Genomic DNA, 20,850 nt, shown 5'->3' with positions numbered 1-20,850 from the left:
ATGCAGCTCGGACTCATCGGCCTCGGCAAGATGGGCGGCAACATGCGCGAGCGCATCCGCCGCGCGGGCCACCAGGTCATCGGCTACGACCGCAACCCGGAACTGACCGACGTCAAGGACCTCGCCGAACTGGTCGAGAAGCTCGACGCGCCGCGCACCGTCTGGGTGATGGTCCCCGCCGGCACCGCCACCCAGGTCGTCGTCGACGAGCTGAAGGACCTGCTCTCCCCCGGCGACATCGTGGTGGACGGCGGCAACTCCCGCTGGACGGACGACGAGAAGCACGCCGCCGAGCTGGGCATCAAGGGCATCGGCTTCGTCGACGCGGGCGTCTCCGGCGGTGTCTGGGGCCTGGAGAACGGCTACGCCCTGATGGTCGGCGGCGACAAGGAGAACGTCGAGCGCCTGAAGCCCATCTTCGACGCCCTCAAGCCCGACGGGCCGTACGGGTACGTCCACGCGGGCCGCGTCGGTGCCGGGCACTTCTCCAAGATGGTCCACAACGGCATCGAGTACGCCATGATGCAGGCGTACGCCGAGGGCTGGGAGCTGCTGGAGAAGGCGAACTCGGTGGACAACGTCCGCGAGATCTTCCGCTCCTGGCAGGAGGGCACGGTCATCCGTTCCTGGCTGCTCGACCTCGCGGTCAACGCCCTGGACGACGACGAGCACCTCGACGGGCTGCGCGGCTACGCGGAGGACTCCGGCGAGGGCCGCTGGACCGTCGAGGCCGCCATCGACAACGCGGTGCCGCTCCCGGCCATCACCGCCTCGCTGTTCGCGCGGTTCGCCTCCCGCCAGGACGACTCGCCGCAGATGAAGATGATCGCCGCGCTGCGCAACCAGTTCGGCGGCCACGCCGTCGAGAAGAAGGGCTGACCCGCCGTGGGGGACCTTCTGCTGGTCCGCCACGGCGAGACGGAGTGGAGCCTGTCGGGCCAGCACACGAGCTGGACCGACCTGCCCCTCACCGAGCACGGCGAGGAGCAGGCGCGTTCGCTGGCCCCGCTCCTCGCCGGCCGGACCTTCGCACTCACCCTGACGAGCCCCCTGGCCCGGGCCCGGCGCACGGCCGAACTGGCGGGCCTGACCGGCACCGACCCCGAGCCCGACCTGCGCGAGTGGGACTACGGCGGCTACGAGGGCATCACCACCGTCGACATCCACCGCACCCGGCCCGACTGGGACCTGTGGACCGACGGCGCGGTGCCCGGCCCCGAGGGGCATCCCGGCGAGTCGCCCGAGCAGATCGGGGCGCGCGTCGACCGGGTGCTGGCCCGCGCGGAGAAGGCGCTGGACGCGGACAACGGTGATGTGCTGCTCGTCGCGCACGGACACGTGCTGCGGGTGCTGACGGCCCGCAGGCTGGGCCTGCCGCCCGGCGACGGACGGCTGTTCCAGCTGGCCACCGGCACGGTGAGCCGCCTCTCCACCGAGCACGGGCGCCCCGTGATCGCGGAGTGGAACCGGCTGCCCTGAGGCGTTCGCGGGCGGGGCTCCTAGAATCACCGGGAGACCGGAGGAGCCCCGCCCGACGGCCGGAAGGAACGCGATGACGAGCGTCGACGAACCGGTGGACCCCGCACGGCGGTTACCGGACGCCGCCCGTACCCGCTCCGACATCGTCGACGCGGCCACCCGCGAGTTCGCCCGCGCGGGGTACGACGGCGCCCGCGTGGAGGAGATAGCGGCCCGCACCCGCACCACCAAGCGGATGATCTACTACTACTTCGGCGGCAAGAAGCAGCTCTTCGCGGCCGTGCTGGAGCGGGCCTACGGCGCGCTGCACGAGGTCGAGGAGCTGCTGGACCTGGAGCACCTGGACCCGGCCGCCGCCGTCCGCCGCCTGGCCGAGGTCACCTTCGACCACCACGAGCGCCACCCGGACCTGGTCCGCCTGGTCGGCATCGAGAACATCCACGGCGGCGAACACCTCGCCGCCGCCCGCCGGTTCGGCCGCATCGACTCCCCCGGCCTGGACACCCTCCGCCGCGTGCTGGACGCCGGGCGGGAGCAGGGCATCTTCAAGGCCGACGTGGACGCGGTCGACCTGCACGCCATGATCAGCGCCTTCTGCTTCTACCGGGTCGCCGGCCGCCACACCTTCGACGCCCTCTTCGACCGCGACCTGGCCGCCCCCACCCGCCGAGACCACTACCGCACGATGCTGGCCGACATGGTGCTGGCGTACCTCACGCGCTAACGCTTCGGCACGCCGTACGCCCGGTCCACGTGCAGCCGGACCACCAGGCGCTTGTCGCGGACCATCGACGCACGGTAGTCGTCCCAGTCCTCGTGCTCCCCCAGCACCTCACGGTAGAGCCGCACCAGCTCCTCCACCGTCTCGTCGTACGGGTCGGCGGCCACCGGGGACAGCTCGGCCGTGCCCTCGGCGACGGTGTACGACCAGCGGTCCGCGCTGGTGACGTAGTACGAGGCACGCGGGTCCCGGCGGAGGTTGCGGGTCTTGGCGCGGTCATCGGTGACCGAGACCCGGATGATCCGCTCCTCCGGGTCATAGGCATGAACGACATTGGACATCTGCGGACGCCCATCCCGCTTGAGCGTCACCAGCACCCCACCATGCCCCTCGGAAAGCAGCGCCAGCAACGCGGCCTGTGTCGTGTCCTTAGTCATATCGGCGTCAACGGATGAAGCCCTGGCCGGCATTCCCGGGCCTACCCTGGACACCACTCAGGGTGCCCGGTCGGTCACTCCTCGCGAGATCGCGGTGTCGGCTCGGACACCGAGTCGTGTCGCTCACAAGATCGGCTGTGGGTGGGGTACTTGATGGTGATCATGCGTCACGATGAGCGCTGAGGCCGGCCCGGGTGTGTGGGGGTCCGGCAGGAGCGGAGGAGAGCCATGGCACAGCTTCGACAGGAAGTCGCCCCGCGGGACGTGGGGCTGGACGCGAAGGCGCTGGACCGGCTGGACCAGCATGTGGCCGGTCTCGTGGACGAGGGCCGGCTGCCCGGCTTCCTGGTGTCGGTGGCCCGTGGCGGCCGGGTCGCCCATCTGACCGCCCACGGCCACCGCGACCTCGCGGCCGGGCTCCCGGTGGAGAGCGACACCCTGTGGCGGATCTACTCCATGACCAAGCCGGTGACGGCGGTCGCGGTGCTGATGCTGGCCGAGGAGGGCCTGCTCGGCCTGGACGACCCGATCGACCGGTACCTGCCGGAGTTCGCCAACCCCCGGGTGTACGTGGGCGGTTCGAGGGACGACGTACGCACCCGCCCGGCCGAAGGACCGATCCGCGTCCGGCATCTGCTCACCCACACGGCGGGCCTGACCTTCGCCTTCTACCACGACCACCCGGTGGACGCCCTCTACCGCGCGGCCGGGCTGGAGTCCTCCGTACCCTCCGGCGCGGACCTCGCCGAGACCATCGCGGTGTACGCCTCCCTGCCTCTCCAGTTCGAGCCGGGTACGCGGTGGAACTACTCCGTCGGCACCAATGTGCTGGGCCGCCTCATCGAGGTCGTCTCGGGCCGCCCGCTGGACGCCTTCTTCGCCGAGCGCGTTCTCGGCCCGCTCGGCATGACCGACACCGGCTTCCAACTCACCCCCGAACAGGAGCCCCGGCTGGCCGAGTTGTACGGGGAGACCGAGGACGGCGGCATCACCCCGGTACCGGGGCTGCCGGTGCGCGGACGGCCCCGGTTCCTGTCGGCGAGCGGCGGACTGGTCTCCAGCGCGGGCGACTACCACCGCTTCATGGAACTGCTGCGGAGGGGTGGCGAACTCGACGGCGTCCGCCTGCTCTCCCCCGCCACGCTCGCCCTGATGACCCGTAACCAGCTCCCCGGCGGCGCCGTGCTGAGCGAGTTCGGCGCCCCCGCCCATCAGGAGCGCCCCAACGACGGCCTCGGCTTCGGCTTCAACGTCTCCGTCGTCACCGACCCCGCCCGCACCCTGGCCCCCTCCGCGCCCGGCACCTTCGGCTGGACCGGCGTGGCCACCACCGCCTTCTGGGTGGCCCCGGCACTGGACCTGACCGTGCAGTTCATGACCCAGGTACGCCCCCGCACCCTCAAGATCTTCCCCGACCTGCGCCGCCTGGTGCACGAGGCGGTCACGGACTGAACCCGGCCGGAAAACGAGACGTCCGGCCGGGGATGCCGACCGGACGTCTCGCATGGGGGAAGGTGGGGCTCAGGAGCCGTGGGCCACCGCGTCCAGGTGGGGCAGGTGGTGGTCCAGACGCTCGCGCTTGGTGCGCAGATACGTGATGTTGTTCTCGCTCGGCTCGATCAGCAGCGGCACCTGCTCGGCGACCTCGATGCCGTACTTGGTCAACGCCTCCCGCTTGCGCGGGTTGTTGGACATCAGCCGCACCGAGCGCACCTTCAGGTCGTGCAGCATCTCCGCCGCCACCCGGTAGTCACGGGCGTCCACCGGCAGACCGAGCGCGAGGTTGGCCTCGACCGTGTCCAGCCCCTCCGCCTGGAGCGCCATCGCCCGCAGCTTGGCCAGCAGACCGATGCCCCGGCCCTCGTGACCCCTCAGGTACAGGACGACACCGGCGCCCTCGGCGACCACCGCGCGCATCGCGGCCGACAACTGCTCGCCGCACTCGCAGTGCTGGGAGCCGAAGGCGTCCCCGGTCAGGCACTCCGAGTGCAGCCGCACCAGGACGTTCTCGGTCCCGATGTCCCCGTGCACCAGGGCGACCTGTTCGTCACCCCGGTCGTGGTCCAGGTAACCGACTGCCTGGAACTGCCCGTACGCGGTGGGCAGCGGGGTGTTCACGACGCGTTCCGTGCCCGAACGACGCGGGTTCTTCCCGCCGAAGGCGCCGATGTTTTCTGTCATGATCTGATTCCTAAGCAGAGACGAAAGGCCGTGGGAAACATGAGTGGTTCGGGCGCGCGACCGGCGGCCTACGGGGTGATGCCCGCGGACACCACCGAGGACGTACGGGCGCGGGGGGCGGGTGGGTCACGTCAGGTCGCCGTCCTTCCCGTGGGGAGCTACGAACAGCACGGTCCCTACCTCCCGTTGGCGACCGACACGCTGGTGGCCTGCGCCGTGGCGCGGGAGATCGCCGCCGCGTACCCGGTGCACCTCCTTCCCCCGGTGACCCTCGCGTGCTCGCACGAGCACGCGGCCTGGCCGGGGACGGTCAGTATCTCCTCGGTTACCCTGCATGCGGTCGTACGTGACATCGCGGACTCCCTGCGCCGCTCGGGCGTGGAGTCGCTCGTGGTGGTCAACGGGCACGGCGGGAACTATGTGCTGGGGAACGTCGTGCAGGAGGCGTCGGCGCGGGGCGAGCGGATGGCGCTGTACCCGGCGGCCGAGGACTGGGAGGAGGCACGGCAGCGGGCGGGTGTGGAGACCTCGCTGCTCACCGACATGCACGCCGGGGAGATCGAGGCGTCCCTCCTGCTGCACGCTCATCCCGAATTCCTCCGCCCCGGCCACGAGTCGGCCGACTTCACCGCCGACGACCGCCGTCATCTGCTCACCACGGGTATGTCCGCCTACACCGAGTCGGGCGTCATCGGCCGCCCGTCCCTGGCCTCGGCGGAGAAGGGGAAGGGCCTGCTGGCCGGGCTGGTGGAGAACTTCGAGCCGTACTTCCGGCTGCTGACCTCGCCCGAGGCGCCCACCGCTCCGCGCGGATAGCCGCGCAGGACGCCGGCCCAGCGGACGACGAGGACGACGGCGCCGGGCAGCGCGGCGACGAAGCTGAGCACGCCGTACACCACGGCGACGGCGACGCCGCTGCTCGCGCCGAGTCCGGCGGCGGCGAACGCCCAGGCGGTGACGCCCTCGCGGGGGCCGAAGCCGCCCACGTTGAGCGGCACTCCCATGGCGACGAGGGCGAGCACCGCGAGCGGCAGCAGTACCGCGACCGGTGCCCCGCTGCCCGCGACCCGGGCCGCGACGACGAACATCCCGAGGTGCCCGGCGAGGACGGCCACCGAGGACAGCGCGACCCCGGGCCCGCTCTCCTTCGACAGCAGCCCCTGCCGCGCCTCCCGCAGCAGCCCGCTCCCCGGCAGCGAGCCGGTACGCCGGCCGGGCGCCCGGTTCATACGGACCGCGACGACGACCGCGAGCGCGCCCGCCCCGGCGAGCACCACCGGCACCGCGACGGTCCGCAGGTCCTCGCGGACCGGGGACGGCAGGGTCAGCAGCAGCGCGGCTCCGCAGACCGCGAGCGCCAGTTGCCCCGCCACCCGCTCCAGCACGACCGCCTTGACGGCGCGCCGGATGTCCCCGGCGCTCTGTCCGTGCCGTACCGCCCGGTGCACGTCGCCGAGGACACCACCGGGCAGGGCCGCGTTGAGGAACAGCGCCCGGTAGTAGTCGGCGACAGCGGGCCCCAGCGGCAGCCGGATGCCGAGGCCGCGCGCCGTCAGCTGCCAGCGCCAGGCGCTGAACACGGTGGTGACGGCGCCGATCCCGAGCGCCGCGAGCACGGTGGCCGTGTCGATCCGGCGCAGCCCGTCGACCAGGGGCCCGGTGCCGAGCCGCCACAGCAGCACACCGAGGATGGCGACGCCGGCGAACGTGCCGACGTGGGTGCGCAGCCGGCGGCGCGCAGTGACGTTTCCCTCGGAGGTGCCGGGCGGCCGGGCCGGCTCCGGGAGGCCGGTGTCGCGGGCCTCCGCGACCGCCTCGCCCGTCCGCCCGGTCATCACGCCTCCACCGGCCGGGGCACGGCCAGCAGGTCGCTGTGGTGCACCACGACCTCCAGCTCGCCCGCCTCGCACGCGGCCAGCCGGTCGCGCAGGTAGTCCTCGGCGCGGGTCCGCAGGGCGGGCCGTTCCTCGACGGCCGCGCCGACCCAGCCGCGCAGCCACTGCGCGGTGAGCGCCGCGTGCTCCGGGCCGAGCCGCCAGGGGCTCGGGTGCACCCGTACGGACGCGCCGTGTCCGGCGAACGCCTCGCCGGCCGCCGTGACCGCGTCCGGGCCGAGCAGGCCGCCCCGGCGCTGGTGGGCGTTGAACGCCTCCGCCAGGTCGGTGTCGAGCGGGTCGGGGGAGGCGAACTCGACGCGCCCGGCGACCGACAGGGTCAGCAGGGCGGGGCTGCCCGCGCCCGCGCAGGCGGCGGCCAGTGTCTCGATCTCGGGCCGGGTGAGCACGTCCAGCAGCGCGGACGCGGTCACCAGCGAGGCACCGGACAGCGCGTCCGGGGTGAGCCGGGCGACGTCGCCGCGCCGGGTCTCGACGGTGACCCGGCTGCCGTCGGCGGCGACGCGCGGGGAGGCCACGGCCGCGAAGTGCAGCAGGTACGGGTCCCGGTCGTGCAGCACCCAGTGCTGGGCACCGTCCAGCCGGGCGGCCAGCCAGCGGCCCATCGAGCCGGTGCCGCAGCCCAGGTCGTGGATGACCAACCCGCCTTCCCGCGGCGGGAGTTCGCTGAACCGCTTGGCCAGCGGCTCCAGCAGGCCCATCGCCCGCGCGTCGGCGTCGGCCGGTTCCCGGAGCTGGAGCCACTCGGGCGCGTACCGGGGCGCCTCGTCGGCCTCCCCCTCGCGCAGCCGTACGGTGGCCCGCTCGCCGGGACGGCCCACGGGACCGGCGCCGGCGATGACGTCGGAGGGGCCGGTGGGCTCGGTGCCGTCGTTCACCCGGTGCTCCTCCTGTGCGGCGGCTGTGTCGGTCATGCGGCCCTCCTGGGGGCGCCGGGGAGCCTGCCGAGGACCCCGGCGAGGCTGCGGGCGGTGGCGGCCCAGCCGGCCAGCGCGCTGCGCCGGCCGCGCGCTGCGGCCTTGAGGCGGCGGCGCACGTCGGGCTCGCCGAACCAGCCGCGCAGTTCGGCGGCGATGGCGGCGGGGTCCTCCGGCGGGACGAGGATGCCGGGCACCCCGCCGTCGGGGGCGCGGCCGACCGCCTCGGGCAGCCCGCCCACGTCGGTGGCGACGACCGGGATGCCGCGCGCGAGCGCCTCGGTGACCGCCATGCCGTAGGTCTCGGCGTAGGAGGTGAGCACCATGAGGTCGGCGGCGGCGTAGCTGGCGTCGAGGTCGGCTCCGGTGCGGGGGCCGGTCAGACGCAGCCGGTCGGCCAGGCCGTACCCCTCGATCTGGGCGCGCAGGGCCGCCACGTACTCGGGGTCGGTGCCGAGGCCGCCGACCAGCGAGCAGGTCCAGGGCAGGTCCCGTACCGCCGCGAGGGCCTCGACCAGGCGGTGCTGGCCCTTGCGCGGGGTGACGGCGGCGACGCACACCAGGTGCGAGATGCCGTCGGTGCCGGGCGCGAGCGGCGCGATGTCGGCGCCGGGGGCGGCGAGGTGGACACGGTCGGGGGCCAGGCCGTGGTGCGAGACCAGACGGCGTACGGCCCAGTCGCTGGTGGCGATGGTGGCGGGCACCGCGCGCAGCACGGCGCGTTCGCGGGCGTCGAGGTCGGCGGCGACGGCCGGGTCCAGGCCGGTCTCGTCACCGAGCGGCAGATGGACGAGGACCGCGATCCGCAGCCGTTCGGCCTCGGGGACGACGATCTCGGGCACCCCGCAGGCGACCAGGCCGTCCAGCAGGACCACGGTGTCGTCGGGCATGCCCGCGAGGGTGCGGGCGAGCGACTCGCGGGCGTCGGCGTCCGGGTCCGGCCAGGCGCCGGGGGCGGCGTGCCGGACGACCTGCCAGCCGAAGCCGGGCAGGTCCAGGCAGACCCGGCGGTCGTAGGCGTTGCCGCCGCTGGGCGCGGCCGGGTCGTCGACGCCGCCCGGCATCACGAAGTGCACGGTGCGCAGCGACATGGGGATGATCCCGAAGTTGGCGGTGTTCTTGGTGTTCTTGGCGGCGAGGGGCTGTGCGGGCACGTAGGCGAGCCGGGCCCGGTCCACGGTCAGGTCGCTCACAGGTCACGCTCGTAACTCGCCCAGGCGATGTGGGACTCGTGCAGGGTCACCGAGAGCGCGGACAGGCCCTTCGCGCCCTCGCCGAGCGCGCCCTTGGCGATGCGCTCGGCGAGCCGGTCGGCGACGACCTTGGCCAGGAACTCGGTGGAGGTGTTGACCCCGGCGAACTCGGGGTTCTCGTCCAGGTTGCGGTAGTTCAACTCGGCCGTGATGGCACCGAGTTCGCGCGTGGCGAGGCCGATGTCGACCACGATGTTGTCCTCGTCCAACTGCTCACGGCGGAAGGTGGCGTCCACCAGGAACGTGGCGCCGTGCAGGCGCTGCGCGGGTCCGAACACGTCGCCGCGGAAGCTGTGGGCGATCATGATGTGATCGCGGACGGTGATGCTGAACAACGGACGACCCTCCAGGTGCGGCGCGTCTGGTTCCCCCGGAGGTTTCGGTCCGGGGTTGCCGACTAGTACGGCTCCTGACTTCCCCGTGTTCAGCCCTCTCTCACCCTTTTCTCAGGTCAGGCCGGGTCGGGATAGCGGATGCGGTGGCACAGGGCGGGGATCTCGCCGCTCGTCAGGCGGGGCATCAGCTCCGGGAGTTCGTCGAAGCCGCTCTCGCCGGTGATGAGCGCGTCCAGCGCCGGGTCGGCGAGCAGGTCCAGGGCGAGGGCCATCCGCTCGGCGTAGCCCCGGCCGGGGCGGGCCGACGGGGAGACGGTGCCGACCTGGCTGGCGCGGAGGGTGAGCCGGCGGGAGTGGAAGGCTTCGCCGAGCGGCAGGGTGACGCGCCGGTCGCCGTACCAGCTCAGCTCGACGACGGTGCCCTCGGGGGCGAGGAGTTCCAGGGCGCGGGCGAGGCCCTGCTCGGTGGCGCTGGCGTGGATGACGAGGTCACGCTCGCCGGCGGCCTCTTCGGGGGTGGCGAAGTCGACACCGAGGGCCTTGGCGGTCTCGGCGCGGGCGGGGTCGGCGTCGACGAGCTGGAGCCGGATGCCGGGGAAGCGGGCGAGCAGGGCGGCGACCGAGCAGCCGACCATCCCGCCGCCGACCACGCTGATCCGGTCCCCGATCTGCGGCGCCGCGTCCCACAGAGCGTTCACGGCGGTCTCCACGGTCCCGGCGAGCACGGCCCGCGCGGCGGGCACCCGGTCGGGTACGACGGTCACGGCGCTCGCCGGAACGACGTAACGGCTCTGGTGCGGATGGAGACAGAAGACCGTACGCCCGATCAGCGCATCGGGACCCCGCTCGACCACGCCGACGCTCAGATAGCCGTACTTCACCGGGGCCGGGAAGTCGCCCTCCTGGAACGGCGCGCGCATCACGTCGTGTTGGCTCTCCGGGACGCCGCCGCGGAACACCAGGGTCTCGGTGCCGCGGCTGACCCCGGAGTACAGGGCACGCACCAGGACCTCGTCCCCGGCGGGTTCCGGGAGGGTGACGTCGCGCAGCTCGCCGTGGCCGGGTGACCTGAGCCAGAACGCGCGGGCGGCGGGGTTCATCGGCATCCTCCTGAACGATCGGGAACTTGCTCACGTACCGAGAAGGGCACAGGCCGCGCACAGTACGCGGCCTTGATCGACTCTGTCACTCGGCCGGAGGATGCGCGGTGGCCCTGAACAACACGTATGACGCGAGGCTTCAGCAGGAGACGGCCGTGGGAGCGGGCGTACAGATCCTGCTGCTCGCCCTGCTCGGCACGGCCATCGGCTTGGGGGTGGCCGGCTGGCTGTCGGGGCTCGCCTTCGCGTTCGCCACCTGGGCGGTCCTCTCGCGCGCCCTGCACCGCTCCGCGCTGCGCTCCTTCGGCCCGGCGAACCGGGTCACCCTCGGCCGGGCCACCCTGGTCGGCGGGGTCACCGCGCTGGTCGCGGACTCCTTCCAGAGCGCGCCCCCGGTCACCCTCCTGGTCGGCCTCACGGCCGTCGCCCTCCTCCTGGACGGCGTCGACGGCAAGGTGGCCCGCCGCACCGGCACCTCCAGCACGCTCGGCGCCCGCTTCGACATGGAGGTGGACGCGTTCCTCATCCTGGTCCTCAGCGTCTACGTCTCCACGCTTCTGGGCCCCTGGGTCCTCCTCATCGGCGCCATGCGCTACGCCTTCGTGGCCGCCGCCCACTTCGCCCCCTGGCTGAACGCCCCCCTCCCCCCGTCCTTCGCCCGCAAGACCGTCGCCGCGCTCCAGGGCATAGCCCTCCTGACAGCAGGCTCGTCCCTCCTCCCCCACCCGGCGGAACTCACCGTGGTCCTGCTGGCGTTGGGGTCACTGGTGTGGTCGTTCGGACGGGATGTGGTGTGGCTGTGGCGGCACGGGCGGGCGACCGCCTTCACGCCGGAGGTCCAGCCCCAGGAGACGCCCGCCGCACCGACCGCGGTGCTGGAACTGGCCGTCCGCTGAGCCTAGGGAACCCGCGCCACCCCCACATAGAACCCGCTCCGCTCCTGCACCGGTGCGGGTTCCTCCTGGTACCACTCTGTGGCGAAGACCAGGCCGGGGTCGGCCAGGTCGAGGCCCGCGAAGAAGGGTTCTACCTCGGAGCGGGTGCGCATGCGGAGGGGGATGGTGCCCTTTTTGTAGGCGTCTTCGACCTGTTGGCGGAGGTCGGGGTGTTGGTCGGCGGTGCCGTGGGAGAGGACGAGGTAGCTGCCGGAGGGGAGGGCGGAGAGGAGGGTGCGGGTGAGGGCGTGGGGGTTCTCGGTGTCGGGGAGGAAGTGCATGAGGGCGATGAGGGAGAGGGCCACGGGGCGTTCGAAGTCGAGGCGTTGGCCGGCGTGGGCGAGGATCGCTTCCGGCTGGCGTACGTCGGCGTGGATGTAGTCGGTGGCGCCCTCCGGGGTGCTGACCAGGAGTGCCTCGGCGTGGCGCAGCACGATGGGGTCGTTGTCGACGTAGACCACGCGGGACTCCGGGCGGATCGCCTGGACGATCTGGTGCAGGTTCGGCTCGGTCGGGATGCCGGTGCCGATGTCGAGGAACTGGTCGATGCCCCGCGCCGCCAGCCACGCGGCGGCGCGGTGCATGAACTCCCGGTTGCGGGCGGCGCTGCGCCGGGACTGCTCGGGCAGCGTCTCCCCTATCCGCTGGTCCACCGGATAGTTGTCCTTCCCGCCCAGCAGCCAGTCGTAGACGCGGGCGGGATGGGGCTTGCTGGTGTCGATCTGCACGGGACACTCCTCCATGCGCGGGATCACGGAACCGGCCTGCGCAGAAAGGGTATCCGCCGATCGGCTACCGCTTCTGTTCCACGCGCACCCAGTCCACCTCCGCCTGCACTCCCCCGCCGGCGATCCGGTCCACGCTGGACTGCGGCAGCCCCCAGTACGGCGAGGTGACCTGGTTCCAGCCGGCCGGGTAGGCGCCGCCCAGCGCGAGGTTGAGGATGACGTACTGGTTGTGGTCGAACACCCACTTCCCGCGCGTCGACTCCAGCTTGTTGCGGGTGGTCTCCTGGACGAGCCGGTCGTCGACGTAGAACCGCATCGCGGTCGGCGTCCACTCCACGGAGTACGTGTGCCACTGGTCGGCGCGGCCGCCGTTCGGGTAGGTCTGGCGGGCGCCGATGTTGCCGTCCGCCGAGTAACCGGGCCCGTGCAGTGCGGAGCTGGTCCAGTCGCCGTAGCCGATGTTCTCCATGATGTCGGTCTCGCCGGACGCGGGCCAGGAGACGGACGGGTCGTCCACGTTGCTGCCCAGCAGCCAGAAGGCGGGCCAGAACCCGTCGCCGACCGGCAGCTTCATCCGGGCGCTGACCTTGCCGTAGCTGAAGTCGAACTTGGTGTTGGTGTCGATGCGGCCGGAGGTGAAGTCGTAGGTGCCGCCGCCCGCCTTGGTGCAGCCCTTGCAGTACTTCGCCCGGAGGATCAACTCCCCGTTCTCGGTACGGATGTTGTCGGTGGAGTCGACGTACGCCTGGGATTCCCCGTTGACCGACCCCATCTCGGAACCGGTGCGCACCACACGCCACTTGGAGCGGTCGAGAGCCGTGCCGGTGAAGTCGTCGAAGAACGTGGTCTGGTAGCTGCCGGACTGCTCGCCGGGCAGCGCCGGGTACGCGGCCGAGGCGCTGCCGCCGGTGCCCCAGACCTGGAACTCGTAGAGGCTGTAACCGAATTGGGCGGTGTAGGGCGCCGGGTTGTAGAAGGAGCGGCGTTCCTTGCCGAGCATGCGGACGTAGCGGCCGGTGGCGGGGGTCGGGAGGGTGACCGTGTCGTGCAGTCCGGCCGCGTCGCCGGGTGCCTGGACGTTGGCGCGGCGGGCCGAGACCTCGGCGGCGGACGGCTGGTACACCGTGCGCCAGGTGCGGTTGTCGTCGGATACCTGGAGCAGGTAGTCGACGGCGTAGGCCGACTCCCAGTAGAGGTCGACGGAGGAGATCGTGGAGCTGGCACCGAGGTCGACGGAGACCCAGCGGTCGGCGTTCCAGTCGCTGGACCAACGGGTGCTGTCGCCCTTGAGGTTGGCGGGCCAGCCGCCGTCGGTGACGAATGCCGGTGAGTTGCCCGCGTGTTGGTAGAGGTTGGAGTACGCGGGGTGGTTGAGCGCGAGGTTGGTGCGGGTGGTGGACGCGGCCGCGGGCTCACCGCCGTAGACCTTGAAGGAGTACAGCGAGTACCCGTACGGCGTGGCCCGTTCGAGGCCGCGCATCCGGACGTAGCGGCCGGTCACCTCCTGCGGGTAGGTGTGCGCGGTGACGGAGCCGCCGGTGCCCGCGGTCTCGGTGTAGAACGGCGTCCAGTCGGTGCCGTTGCGGGAGACCTCCAGCACGTATCTCTTGCCGTACGCGGCCTCCCAGTCGAGGACCACGCGGTCGACGCGGATCACGCTGCCGAGGTCGACGCGTACCCAGGCGTCGTCGGCAAAGTTGCTGGACCAGCGGGTGCTGCCGTTGCCGTCGAAGGCGAGCGCGGCGGCGGTGCCGGCGTTCTCGCTGCCGGAGGCGGTGACGGCGGCGGGGTTGGCGGCGTAGGCGGTGGCGGCGCGGTCGGTGTCCCAGGTGGCGGCCACGGCGGCCGGCGCGGCGGTGGCGGGGGCGGTCAGGGCCGTGGTCCCGGCGAGCAGGGCTACGGCGGCGAGGGCGGTGAGCAGGGTGCGGGGGGTGCGTGACGGCATGGCGGCTCTCCTCGGAAGGATCTGTCGGCGGTGCGGGGTGCCTGGACAGTTCGGTGCCTGGTGCGTGTCACATGGAAGGCGGGGGGCGGACGCGGGATGAGCGCGCCCGCCCCGGAGGGGGTCAGGCGGCGCGGCGCCCGAGCTTGCGGTGGGTGTCGATGATCTCCGCGTACCGGCGTCCGCTGGCCTTGATCGTGCGGGCCTGGGTCGCGTAGTCGACGTGGAAGAGGCCGAAGCGCTTGTCGTAGCCGTACGCCCACTCGAAGTTGTCCATCAGGGACCAGGCGAAGTAGCCCGCGAGCGGGGCGCCCTTGGCGACGGCGGAGGCGCAGGCGGCGAGGTGGCTCTCCAGGTAGGCCCGGCGCTCGGGGTCGTCGACGGTGCCGTCCGGGCCGACCCGGTCGGGGAACGACGAGCCGTTCTCGGTGACGTAGATGCTGCGGGCGCCGTACTCCTCGGTGAGGCGCAGCAGCAGCGTCTCGATGCCGCTCGCGTCGATCTCCCAGTCCATGCCAGTACGGGGTACGCCCTCACGGCGCACGGAACGGGCGTAGGGGGCAGGCCCGTCGGGGTCGTCGGCGACATGGGCCGGCATGTAGTAGTTGAGGCCCAGCCAGTCCAGCGGGGTGGCGATGGTCTCCAAGTCGCCCGGCTTCTCCGGCAGTTCCACCCCGTACACCTCGACCATGTCGGCGGGGAAGCCGCGGCCGTGCACCGGGTCGAGCCACCAGCGGTTGACGTGGCCGTCCTGGCGGTGCGCGGCGGCCACGTCCTCGGGGCTGTCGGTGGCGGCGTGCACGGTGGAGAGGTTGGTGACGATGCCGATCTCGGCGTCGGGCGCGGCGGCGCGGATCGCCTGGGTGGCGAGACCGTGGCCGAGGAGCAGGTGGTAGGAGGCGCGGACGGCCGCGGTGAGGTCGGTCCAGCCGGGGGCCATCTTGCCTTCGAGGTGGCCGATCCAGGCGGAGCAGAGCGGCTCGTTGAGGGTGGCCCAGTGGGTGACGCGGTCGCCGAGGCGTTCGGCGACGGCCGAGGCGTACGCGGCGAAGTGCTCGGCGGTGTCCCGCTCCGGCCAGCCGCCCCGGTCCTGGAGCACCTGCGGCAGGTCCCAGTGGTAGAGGGTGACGGAGGGGGTGATGCCCGCCTCCAGCAGGGCGTCGGTCAACTCGTCGTAGAAGGCCAGCCCCTTGGGGTTGACCGGGCCGTCGCCGCCGGGCATCACGCGCGGCCAGGCGACGGACAACCGGTACATGTCGACGCCGAGTTGGCGCATCAGGCCGAGGTCGTCGCGCCAGCGGTGGTAGTGGTCGCAGGCGGTGTCGCCGTTGTCGTCGCCGTCGATCTTGCCGGGGGTGTGCGAGAAGGTGTCCCAGATCGACGGCGAGCGGCCGTCCTCGTCGACGGCGCCCTCGATCTGGTACGCCGAAGTGGCCGTGCCCCAGCGGAAGTTATCCGGGAAGGCGGCGAGGTCGATGGGGTCGGACATGGAAGTCCCTTCGAGGTGCGGGGAGTCGGTCACTTGACGGCGCCCGCCGTCAGTCCGGTGACGAGATAGCGCTGGAGCAGCAGGAACCCGGCGACCACGGGCACGCTCACCACGAGCGAGGCGGCCATGATCTGGTTCCAGTAGACGTCGTAGAGGGTGGAATACCCCTGGAGTCCGACGGCGAGGGTGCGGGTGGTGTCGTTGGTCATCACGGACGCGAAGAGGACTTCTCCCCACGCGGTCATGAAGGCGTAGACGGCGACGGCGACGATGCCGGGCACCGCGGCCGGCACGACCACCCGGAACAGCGCGCCGAGCGGCCCGCAGCCGTCCACCAGCGCCGCCTCGTCGAGGTCGCGCGGCACCGAGTCGAAGTACCCGATCAGCATCCAGATCGAGAACGGCAGCGAGAAGGTCAGGTACGTCAGGATCAGCCCGGCGCGCGAGCCGAACAGGGCGATCCCGGTGGCGTTGCCGATGTTGATGTAGATCAGGAACAGCGGGAGCAGGAAGAGGATGCCGGGGAACATCTGGGTGGACAGCACGGTGACCGTGAAGACGCGCTTGCCCCGGAAGTCGTACCGGCTGACCGCGTAGGCCGCGAAGACGGCGATGACGACCGAGCAGATGGTGGCCGAGCCCGCGACGATCAGCGAGTTCACGAAGTACCGGGCGAGTGGCACGGTGGACCAGATGTCGATGTACGGCCGGATCGTCAACCGGCTGGGCAGCCAGCGGAACTTGTCGGTGACGTCGGCGAGCGGCTTGAGCGAGCTGGAGACCATCACGTAGACGGGCAGCAGCACGAAGCCGGTGAGCAGGGTGAGGAAGATCCGGCGGGACCACAGGAACGAGCGGGGCGGCGCCATGGGCGACGAGTCAGCCATTTCCGGCCCTCCTTCCGCGTGAGGTGAACAGCAGGTATCCGCCGGTCACGGCCAGCAGGAAGAGCAGCAGCAGGACGGACATGGCGGAGCCGGTGCCGAAGTCCCAGGTGAGGAAGGTGGTTTGATAGATGTGCACGGAGATCAGGTCGGCGGCCTCGGGTGCGGCCCGGCCGAACAGGACGTAGGGCGTGTTGAAGTCGTTGAACGTCCAGAGAAACAGCACCAGGACCAGTACCTGGTTGACCGGGCGCAGCGACGGCAGGGTGATGCGGCGGATCTGCTGCCACATCCCGGCGCCGTCCAGGGCGGCGGCTTCGTAGAGTTCGCGCGGGATGTTCTGCAGGCCGGCCATCACGATGAGGAAGGCGAACGGCCAGCCCTTCCACACCGAGACGGTGAGCAGGGCGTAGAAGCTGTTGTCGCCGATGAGCCAGAAGGACGGCTTGTCGGTGAGGTGCAGCTGGTCGTGCAGGACGTGGTTCACCAGGCCGTTGTCGTGCTGGAACATGAACACCCAGGTGATGACGGCCGCGTAGACGGGCAGCGCGTACGGCACCAGGAACAGGGCGCGCAGGATGCCGCGGCCCCGGAAGGTGTCCTGCATGAAGATCGCGGCGGCGGTTCCGAGCACCCAGCACAGGGCGACCGAGAGCAGGGTGAAGCCGACGGTGACGGCGAAGGAGCGCAGCAGCGCCTCGCCGGCCGGGGCGTCGAAGTCCACGGCCACGCGGTAGTTGCGCAGGCCGGTCCAGGGGGCGTTGCTCCAGTCCCGCAGCGTGAAGCGGGTGATGGACCGGAAGCTCATCAGGGTGCCGATGACCATCGGGACCAGATGCACGAGGAGTTCGAAGACCAGGGCGGGCAGCAGGAGCAGGTACGGGAGCGCGGTGCGGCGGGACCGCCCGGTGCGGCGCGGGTCTCGCGCCGCACCGGGGGTGTCCTCGCGCACCGGTTCCTTGAGAACGGTGGAGGTCATGGACGTCAGGCCGCCGGCATCTGCTGCTGGGCCTTCTCCAGCTTGGCCTTGACGGAGGCGGTGGTGACCGCGCGTCCGGCGGCGGCGTCGGCGAACAGGTCCTTCACCGCGGTGCCGACGGCCGTCTCGAACTGCGACTCGGTGGCGACCTGGGGCAGCGCGGCGGCACTCTTAGCCAGGGTGTCCTTCAGCACGGCGGTGGACGGCCCGTCGAACGCGGCGTCGGCCTGCGCGGCCTTGACCGGCGGGATGGAGCTGTACGCCTTGTTGAGGATCTTCTGCTCGGCGTCGCTGGTCATGAACTTCACGAACTCGGTGGCGCCGTCGAGGTTGTGGCTGTCCTTGAAGACGGCGATGTTGATGCCCGCGGCCATCGAGTTGACCTGGGCGCCCTGCCCGGGGGCACCCTTCTGGACGGGTACGGGGGCGACACCGTAGGCGTCTTCCTTCATGCCCTGGGACTTGAGGTTGGCGGCGGCGGACTGCCAGAGCAGCATGGCCTGCTTGCCCTTGGCGAAGTCGCTGACGGACTGGTTCTGCGCGTACTCGGCGTTGCCCGGCGGGATGACCTTGTCCTTGGCCATGAGGTCGACGTACTGCTTGACGGCGTCGACCACCTTGGGGTTGGTGAAGTCGGGCTTGCCGTCGGCGGAGAAGAAGTCGGCGTCGTGCTGCTTGGCGAAGACGAAGACGTGGTGGATGTTCTCGGAGAGGTTCGAGCCCTCGGCGCCGAGCACGGACTTGCCCTTGGCCCTGATCTTGGCGCCGTCCGCGACGAGTTCGTCCCAGGTGGCCGGGGGCCCGTCTATCCCGGCGTCGGCGAAGATCTGCTTGTTGTAGTAGAGGGCGTACGACATCGAGTACAGCGGTACGGCGGCCGGGTCCTTGCCCTCGGCGCCGGTGGAGCCGAGCGCGGGGTCGACGAAGCGGTCCCGTCCGCCGATCTTGCCGAAGTTCTTGGCGTCCCAGGGCAGCAGCGCGCCGGTAGCCTGGAGGGAGGCGCTCCAGGTGTTGCCGATGTTGAGCACGTCCGGGCCCTGGCCGGAGGTGGTGGCGGTGAGGATGCGGTTGAGCAGGTCGGACCAGGGCACGACTTCGACCTTGACCTTGATGCCGCTCTGCTGCTCGAACTTGTCCAGCTCGGGCTGGAGCACCTGCTTGTCCACGGCGACGCTGGCGCCCTGGTTGGAGGCCCAGTAGGTGAGCGTCTTGGACGAGCCGCCGGCTCCGTCCCCACTGTCCGTACCTCCTCCGCACGCCGTGGCCGCGAGGGCGAGAGACATGACGACGGCGCCTGTGGCCGCGGCTCGGATGCTGCGCATGACTCCAGCGGTCCCTTTCCGGGAGAGAGAAACCCCGAAACCCGCGTGGGCTCCTCAGGGCTTAATTTAGGACGTGAGTTAATCCTCCGGAGGGGGGTGCGTCAAGGGATGCGGCACGGGGAAGTGAGCGGGTCTCGCGTTCTGGAACGTCGCCGCCGACCGGCGTGCCGCCGGCGGGGCGGCCGTCAGGGGAGGAATCGGCCAAATCGGCCGCTCGGGTACGGACTTCGGCACCTGGATGCCGTCGCCCTGCTGAGCGGCTCAGCCGAGGGGGTCCGTCAGGTGCCAGCCGTCGGTCAAGAGGCGGTCCACCGCTGTGAGGGCGGCGGTGAGACGGGTGGTGCGGTCGCCGTGGAGTTCCTGCCAGGGGGTGCCGGAGGTGGTGAGGGTTTCGCGGAAGCGGTCGGTCATCCAGCCGCGCAGGTGTTCGCCGTCGCGGAGGCCGTCGTCGTCGAAGGGGACGTCCTTGTCGGAGGTGAGCAGGTAGAGGGTGCGTGGAGGCACGGCGCGTGCGAGGTCCCGGACGGGGGTGGTGGTGCGGCCGCGGTAGCGCTCCTGCCAGATCGTGGTGGCCAGGGCGTCGGTGTCACACACGAGCACCGGGCCACCGGTACGGGCGGCCTGCTGTTCGGTGCGGTTCTGGCGGCGGGCGACGAGTTCGAAGTCGGCGTCGTCCCAGTCGAGGTCCGCCACGGTGGGCCGGGGCAGGCCGGGGGCGGCCAGCGCGCGGGCGCGGGCCAGCTTGGCGACGGTCAGCTCGCGGCCGTACTCCGGCACCCAGCGGGTGAGCGCGTGCGGGCCGCCCCGGGTGCGCAGGGCGGTGGCGAGGTCGCGGGAGAGGGTGGTGGTGCCGGTCGACTCCGCGCCGACCACGACGACCCTGCGGGCCAGCCACGCCCGGACCGGCGGCTCGATCTCCGCCCAGTGGGCGACGGGGTCCGCCCGGACCTTCGTACCCGAGACCGCGAAGGTGCCCCGGTCGAGGTCCAGCAGCACGGGGGCGGCGTCGAAGCGGCGGGCGAGTTCGGTGCCGTAGGGCTCGGAGCTGAACACCGCGTCGACGGCGGGCGCGTGCGGGCTCTGGGCCAGGGCCTCGCGCATCAGGGCGACATGCCCCTCCCAGGCCACCTCGCTCTCGTAGTCGACCGGCAGGTCGTCCACGACACCGACGACCGCGACGTGCGGATCGTCGGCCCAGTGCTCGCGTATCCAGGCGACGCGCTCCGCCAGCGGGATCGACTCCTGGCCGGCCGCCATCACGACGACCGTGACGGCGTCGCAGGCGTCGGCGGCGGAGCGGATCAGGAAGTGGTGGCCGGAGTGCGGCGGGTAGAACTTGCCGATCACCAGCCCGTGGGCGAAGCGGGCGCTCACGCGGCCACCGCCTGGCCGGCCTTGGTCACATCGGTCGCCAACTCCCGCCGCCAGGAACGCCACCCGGCCACGCACATCGCCAGGAAGAGCACGTAGACGATGCCGGTGAGGTCCAGCCCCTTGCTGAAGTACAGCGGGATGTAGACGAGGTCGGCGGCGATCCAGAAGTACCAGTTCTCGATCTGCTTGGCGTTGAGCAGCCACTGCGCGGCCAGCGAGAGTGCGGTGGTCAGGGCGTCCCAGAAGGGCGCGGAGTCGTGCGCGCGGGCCAGCAGCAGGGTCAGGCCCCAGGTGACCGGCACCAACAGGGCCAGCAGAGCGCACAGTTCGGTCCGGGAGGCGCGCCCCATGCGCCGACGCGTGCGCCGCTCCCCGCCCCGCAGCCAGAGCAGCCAGCCGTAGGCGGCGAGCCCCAGGTAGACCACCTGGAGCGAGGCGTCCGCGTACAGCCGGGCACTCCAGAACAACACCAGGAAGAACAGGTTGTTGGCGATCCCCACCGGAAAGTTCCACACACTGGCCCGCACACACAGCCACACGCACACCGCCCCGGTGGCGAACCCGAGCAACTCGGCCCACGTGACCGCGTCCTGCCCCAGCTCGAACAACGGCCGATTCAAGGGCGCGACCAGCCTACCCAGCACATCCGCGACAACCATGCCCCCACCCCTCCCGTTAACGTCGAACTGACGATAACAAGGAGGGGTGCGATCCACAACGCGGTTACGGCGCGGCCATGGGCCCAGGGCCTGTCGTTTGGATCATGCCGGCGTCGCGGGGCGTGGCACGCACGTCTGCGGCGTTGTCGTCGGTTGTCAACGCTCCGCGTTGACGCCCTCCTCCGCCTTGCATCCGCACGCACCACGCCCCGCTCGGGTC

20 protein-coding genes and 1 pseudogene are annotated in these 20,850 nt (G+C 71.7%); 6 read left to right on the top strand and 15 right to left on the bottom strand.

Features of this window, described 5'->3' with window-relative positions:
* The 3 genes from gnd to D0Z67_RS24360 all read left to right on the top strand — a co-directional run bounded on the left by gnd (position 1) and on the right by D0Z67_RS24360 (position 2,203).
* Positions 1 to 879, top strand: a complete 879-nt coding sequence (gene gnd, locus D0Z67_RS24370) for a phosphogluconate dehydrogenase (NAD(+)-dependent, decarboxylating) (RefSeq protein WP_031183809.1) — start codon at positions 1 to 3, stop codon at positions 877 to 879.
* A 6-nt stretch (positions 880 to 885) separates the two neighbouring features.
* Positions 886 to 1,479, top strand: coding sequence for a histidine phosphatase family protein (locus tag D0Z67_RS24365; RefSeq protein ID WP_031183808.1), 594 nt, complete (start codon positions 886 to 888; stop codon positions 1,477 to 1,479).
* Between the two features lie 73 nt (positions 1,480 to 1,552).
* On the top strand, positions 1,553 to 2,203 hold the full coding sequence (locus D0Z67_RS24360) for a TetR/AcrR family transcriptional regulator (protein ID WP_031183807.1): 651 nt from the start codon (positions 1,553 to 1,555) through the stop codon (positions 2,201 to 2,203).
* On the opposite strand, the gene D0Z67_RS24355 is transcribed toward D0Z67_RS24360, so the two are convergent.
* The gene (locus D0Z67_RS24355; protein ID WP_031183806.1) at positions 2,200 to 2,637 is read right to left on the bottom strand and encodes a PPOX class F420-dependent oxidoreductase; all 438 of its coding nucleotides are present in this window, start codon (positions 2,635 to 2,637) and stop codon (positions 2,200 to 2,202) included. The two genes, D0Z67_RS24360 and D0Z67_RS24355, sit on opposite strands and share 4 nt — an antisense overlap.
* 228 nt (positions 2,638 to 2,865) lie before the next feature.
* Here D0Z67_RS24355 and D0Z67_RS24350 point away from each other — a divergent pair, with 228 nt between their 5' ends.
* Positions 2,866 to 4,089: a serine hydrolase domain-containing protein gene (locus tag D0Z67_RS24350; protein ID WP_031183805.1), complete on the top strand. Its 1,224-nt coding sequence runs from the start codon at positions 2,866 to 2,868 to the stop codon at positions 4,087 to 4,089.
* Positions 4,090 to 4,158: 69 nt separating this feature from the next.
* On the opposite strand, the gene ribA is transcribed toward D0Z67_RS24350, so the two are convergent.
* The gene (gene ribA, locus D0Z67_RS24345; RefSeq protein ID WP_031183804.1) at positions 4,159 to 4,818 is read right to left on the bottom strand and encodes a GTP cyclohydrolase II; all 660 of its coding nucleotides are present in this window, start codon (positions 4,816 to 4,818) and stop codon (positions 4,159 to 4,161) included.
* 39 nt (positions 4,819 to 4,857) lie between these two features.
* Between ribA and D0Z67_RS24340 the strand changes: the two genes are divergently transcribed.
* Positions 4,858 to 5,634, top strand: coding sequence for a creatininase family protein (locus D0Z67_RS24340; RefSeq protein WP_031183803.1), 777 nt, complete (start codon positions 4,858 to 4,860; stop codon positions 5,632 to 5,634).
* Between the two features lie 104 nt (positions 5,635 to 5,738).
* Here the strand turns inward: D0Z67_RS24340 and D0Z67_RS30250 are convergent.
* From D0Z67_RS30250 to D0Z67_RS24315, 5 genes and pseudogenes are all read right to left on the bottom strand, one after another.
* Positions 5,739 to 6,653, bottom strand: a pseudogene (locus D0Z67_RS30250) (lysylphosphatidylglycerol synthase transmembrane domain-containing protein); the annotation flags it as partial.
* Positions 6,653 to 7,627 (bottom strand): class I SAM-dependent methyltransferase, encoded by a 975-nt coding sequence (locus D0Z67_RS24330; RefSeq protein WP_031183801.1) that lies wholly within the window; start codon positions 7,625 to 7,627, stop codon positions 6,653 to 6,655. The gene D0Z67_RS24330 and the pseudogene D0Z67_RS30250, both read right to left, overlap by 1 nt.
* Positions 7,624 to 8,823 (bottom strand): glycosyltransferase family 4 protein, encoded by a 1,200-nt coding sequence (locus D0Z67_RS24325; RefSeq protein WP_031183800.1) that lies wholly within the window; start codon positions 8,821 to 8,823, stop codon positions 7,624 to 7,626. Before D0Z67_RS24325 ends, D0Z67_RS24330 begins: the two co-directional genes overlap by 4 nt.
* The gene (locus D0Z67_RS24320) at positions 8,820 to 9,218 is read right to left on the bottom strand and encodes a 6-pyruvoyl trahydropterin synthase family protein (protein ID WP_031183799.1); all 399 of its coding nucleotides are present in this window, start codon (positions 9,216 to 9,218) and stop codon (positions 8,820 to 8,822) included. The genes D0Z67_RS24325 and D0Z67_RS24320 overlap by 4 nt, the downstream gene beginning before the upstream one ends.
* A gap of 116 nt (positions 9,219 to 9,334) precedes the next feature.
* Positions 9,335 to 10,318, bottom strand: a complete 984-nt coding sequence (locus D0Z67_RS24315) for a zinc-dependent alcohol dehydrogenase (protein WP_031183798.1) — start codon at positions 10,316 to 10,318, stop codon at positions 9,335 to 9,337.
* Positions 10,319 to 10,425: 107 nt separating this feature from the next.
* Between D0Z67_RS24315 and D0Z67_RS24310 the strand changes: the two genes are divergently transcribed.
* The gene (locus D0Z67_RS24310; protein ID WP_031183797.1) at positions 10,426 to 11,214 is read left to right on the top strand and encodes a CDP-alcohol phosphatidyltransferase family protein; all 789 of its coding nucleotides are present in this window, start codon (positions 10,426 to 10,428) and stop codon (positions 11,212 to 11,214) included.
* Between the two features lie 2 nt (positions 11,215 to 11,216).
* On the opposite strand, the gene D0Z67_RS24305 is transcribed toward D0Z67_RS24310, so the two are convergent.
* The 8 genes from D0Z67_RS24305 to pnuC all read right to left on the bottom strand — a co-directional run bounded on the left by D0Z67_RS24305 (position 11,217) and on the right by pnuC (position 20,630).
* Entirely contained in the window at positions 11,217 to 11,981 is a 765-nt protein-coding gene (locus tag D0Z67_RS24305) for an SAM-dependent methyltransferase (protein ID WP_382849950.1), read from the bottom strand.
* Positions 11,982 to 12,045: 64 nt separating this feature from the next.
* The gene (locus D0Z67_RS24300) at positions 12,046 to 13,926 is read right to left on the bottom strand and encodes a discoidin domain-containing protein (RefSeq protein WP_031183795.1); all 1,881 of its coding nucleotides are present in this window, start codon (positions 13,924 to 13,926) and stop codon (positions 12,046 to 12,048) included.
* Between the two features lie 121 nt (positions 13,927 to 14,047).
* On the bottom strand, positions 14,048 to 15,412 hold the full coding sequence (locus D0Z67_RS24295) for a GH1 family beta-glucosidase (RefSeq protein ID WP_031183794.1): 1,365 nt from the start codon (positions 15,410 to 15,412) through the stop codon (positions 14,048 to 14,050).
* 29 nt (positions 15,413 to 15,441) lie between these two features.
* Positions 15,442 to 16,281, bottom strand: a complete 840-nt coding sequence (locus tag D0Z67_RS24290; protein ID WP_031183793.1) for a carbohydrate ABC transporter permease — start codon at positions 16,279 to 16,281, stop codon at positions 15,442 to 15,444.
* A 10-nt stretch (positions 16,282 to 16,291) separates the two neighbouring features.
* Positions 16,292 to 17,275 (bottom strand): carbohydrate ABC transporter permease, encoded by a 984-nt coding sequence (locus tag D0Z67_RS24285; protein ID WP_031183792.1) that lies wholly within the window; start codon positions 17,273 to 17,275, stop codon positions 16,292 to 16,294.
* Positions 17,276 to 17,280: 5 nt separating this feature from the next.
* Positions 17,281 to 18,597, bottom strand: coding sequence for an ABC transporter substrate-binding protein (locus D0Z67_RS24280; protein ID WP_031183791.1), 1,317 nt, complete (start codon positions 18,595 to 18,597; stop codon positions 17,281 to 17,283).
* 261 nt (positions 18,598 to 18,858) lie between these two features.
* Positions 18,859 to 19,971 carry an AAA family ATPase gene (locus D0Z67_RS24275; protein WP_031183790.1) on the bottom strand — a complete coding sequence of 371 codons (1,113 nt, stop codon included), beginning with the start codon at positions 19,969 to 19,971 and terminating at the stop codon, positions 18,859 to 18,861.
* Positions 19,968 to 20,630, bottom strand: a complete 663-nt coding sequence (pnuC, locus tag D0Z67_RS24270; protein ID WP_031183789.1) for a nicotinamide riboside transporter PnuC — start codon at positions 20,628 to 20,630, stop codon at positions 19,968 to 19,970. Before pnuC ends, D0Z67_RS24275 begins: the two co-directional genes overlap by 4 nt.
* Positions 20,631 to 20,850 lie beyond the last annotated feature (220 nt).

This window comes from Streptomyces seoulensis, assembly GCF_004328625.1.
Classification (GTDB): domain Bacteria; phylum Actinomycetota; class Actinomycetes; order Streptomycetales; family Streptomycetaceae; genus Streptomyces; species Streptomyces seoulensis.
This window is presented reverse-complemented; position numbering and strand designations above follow the sequence as displayed.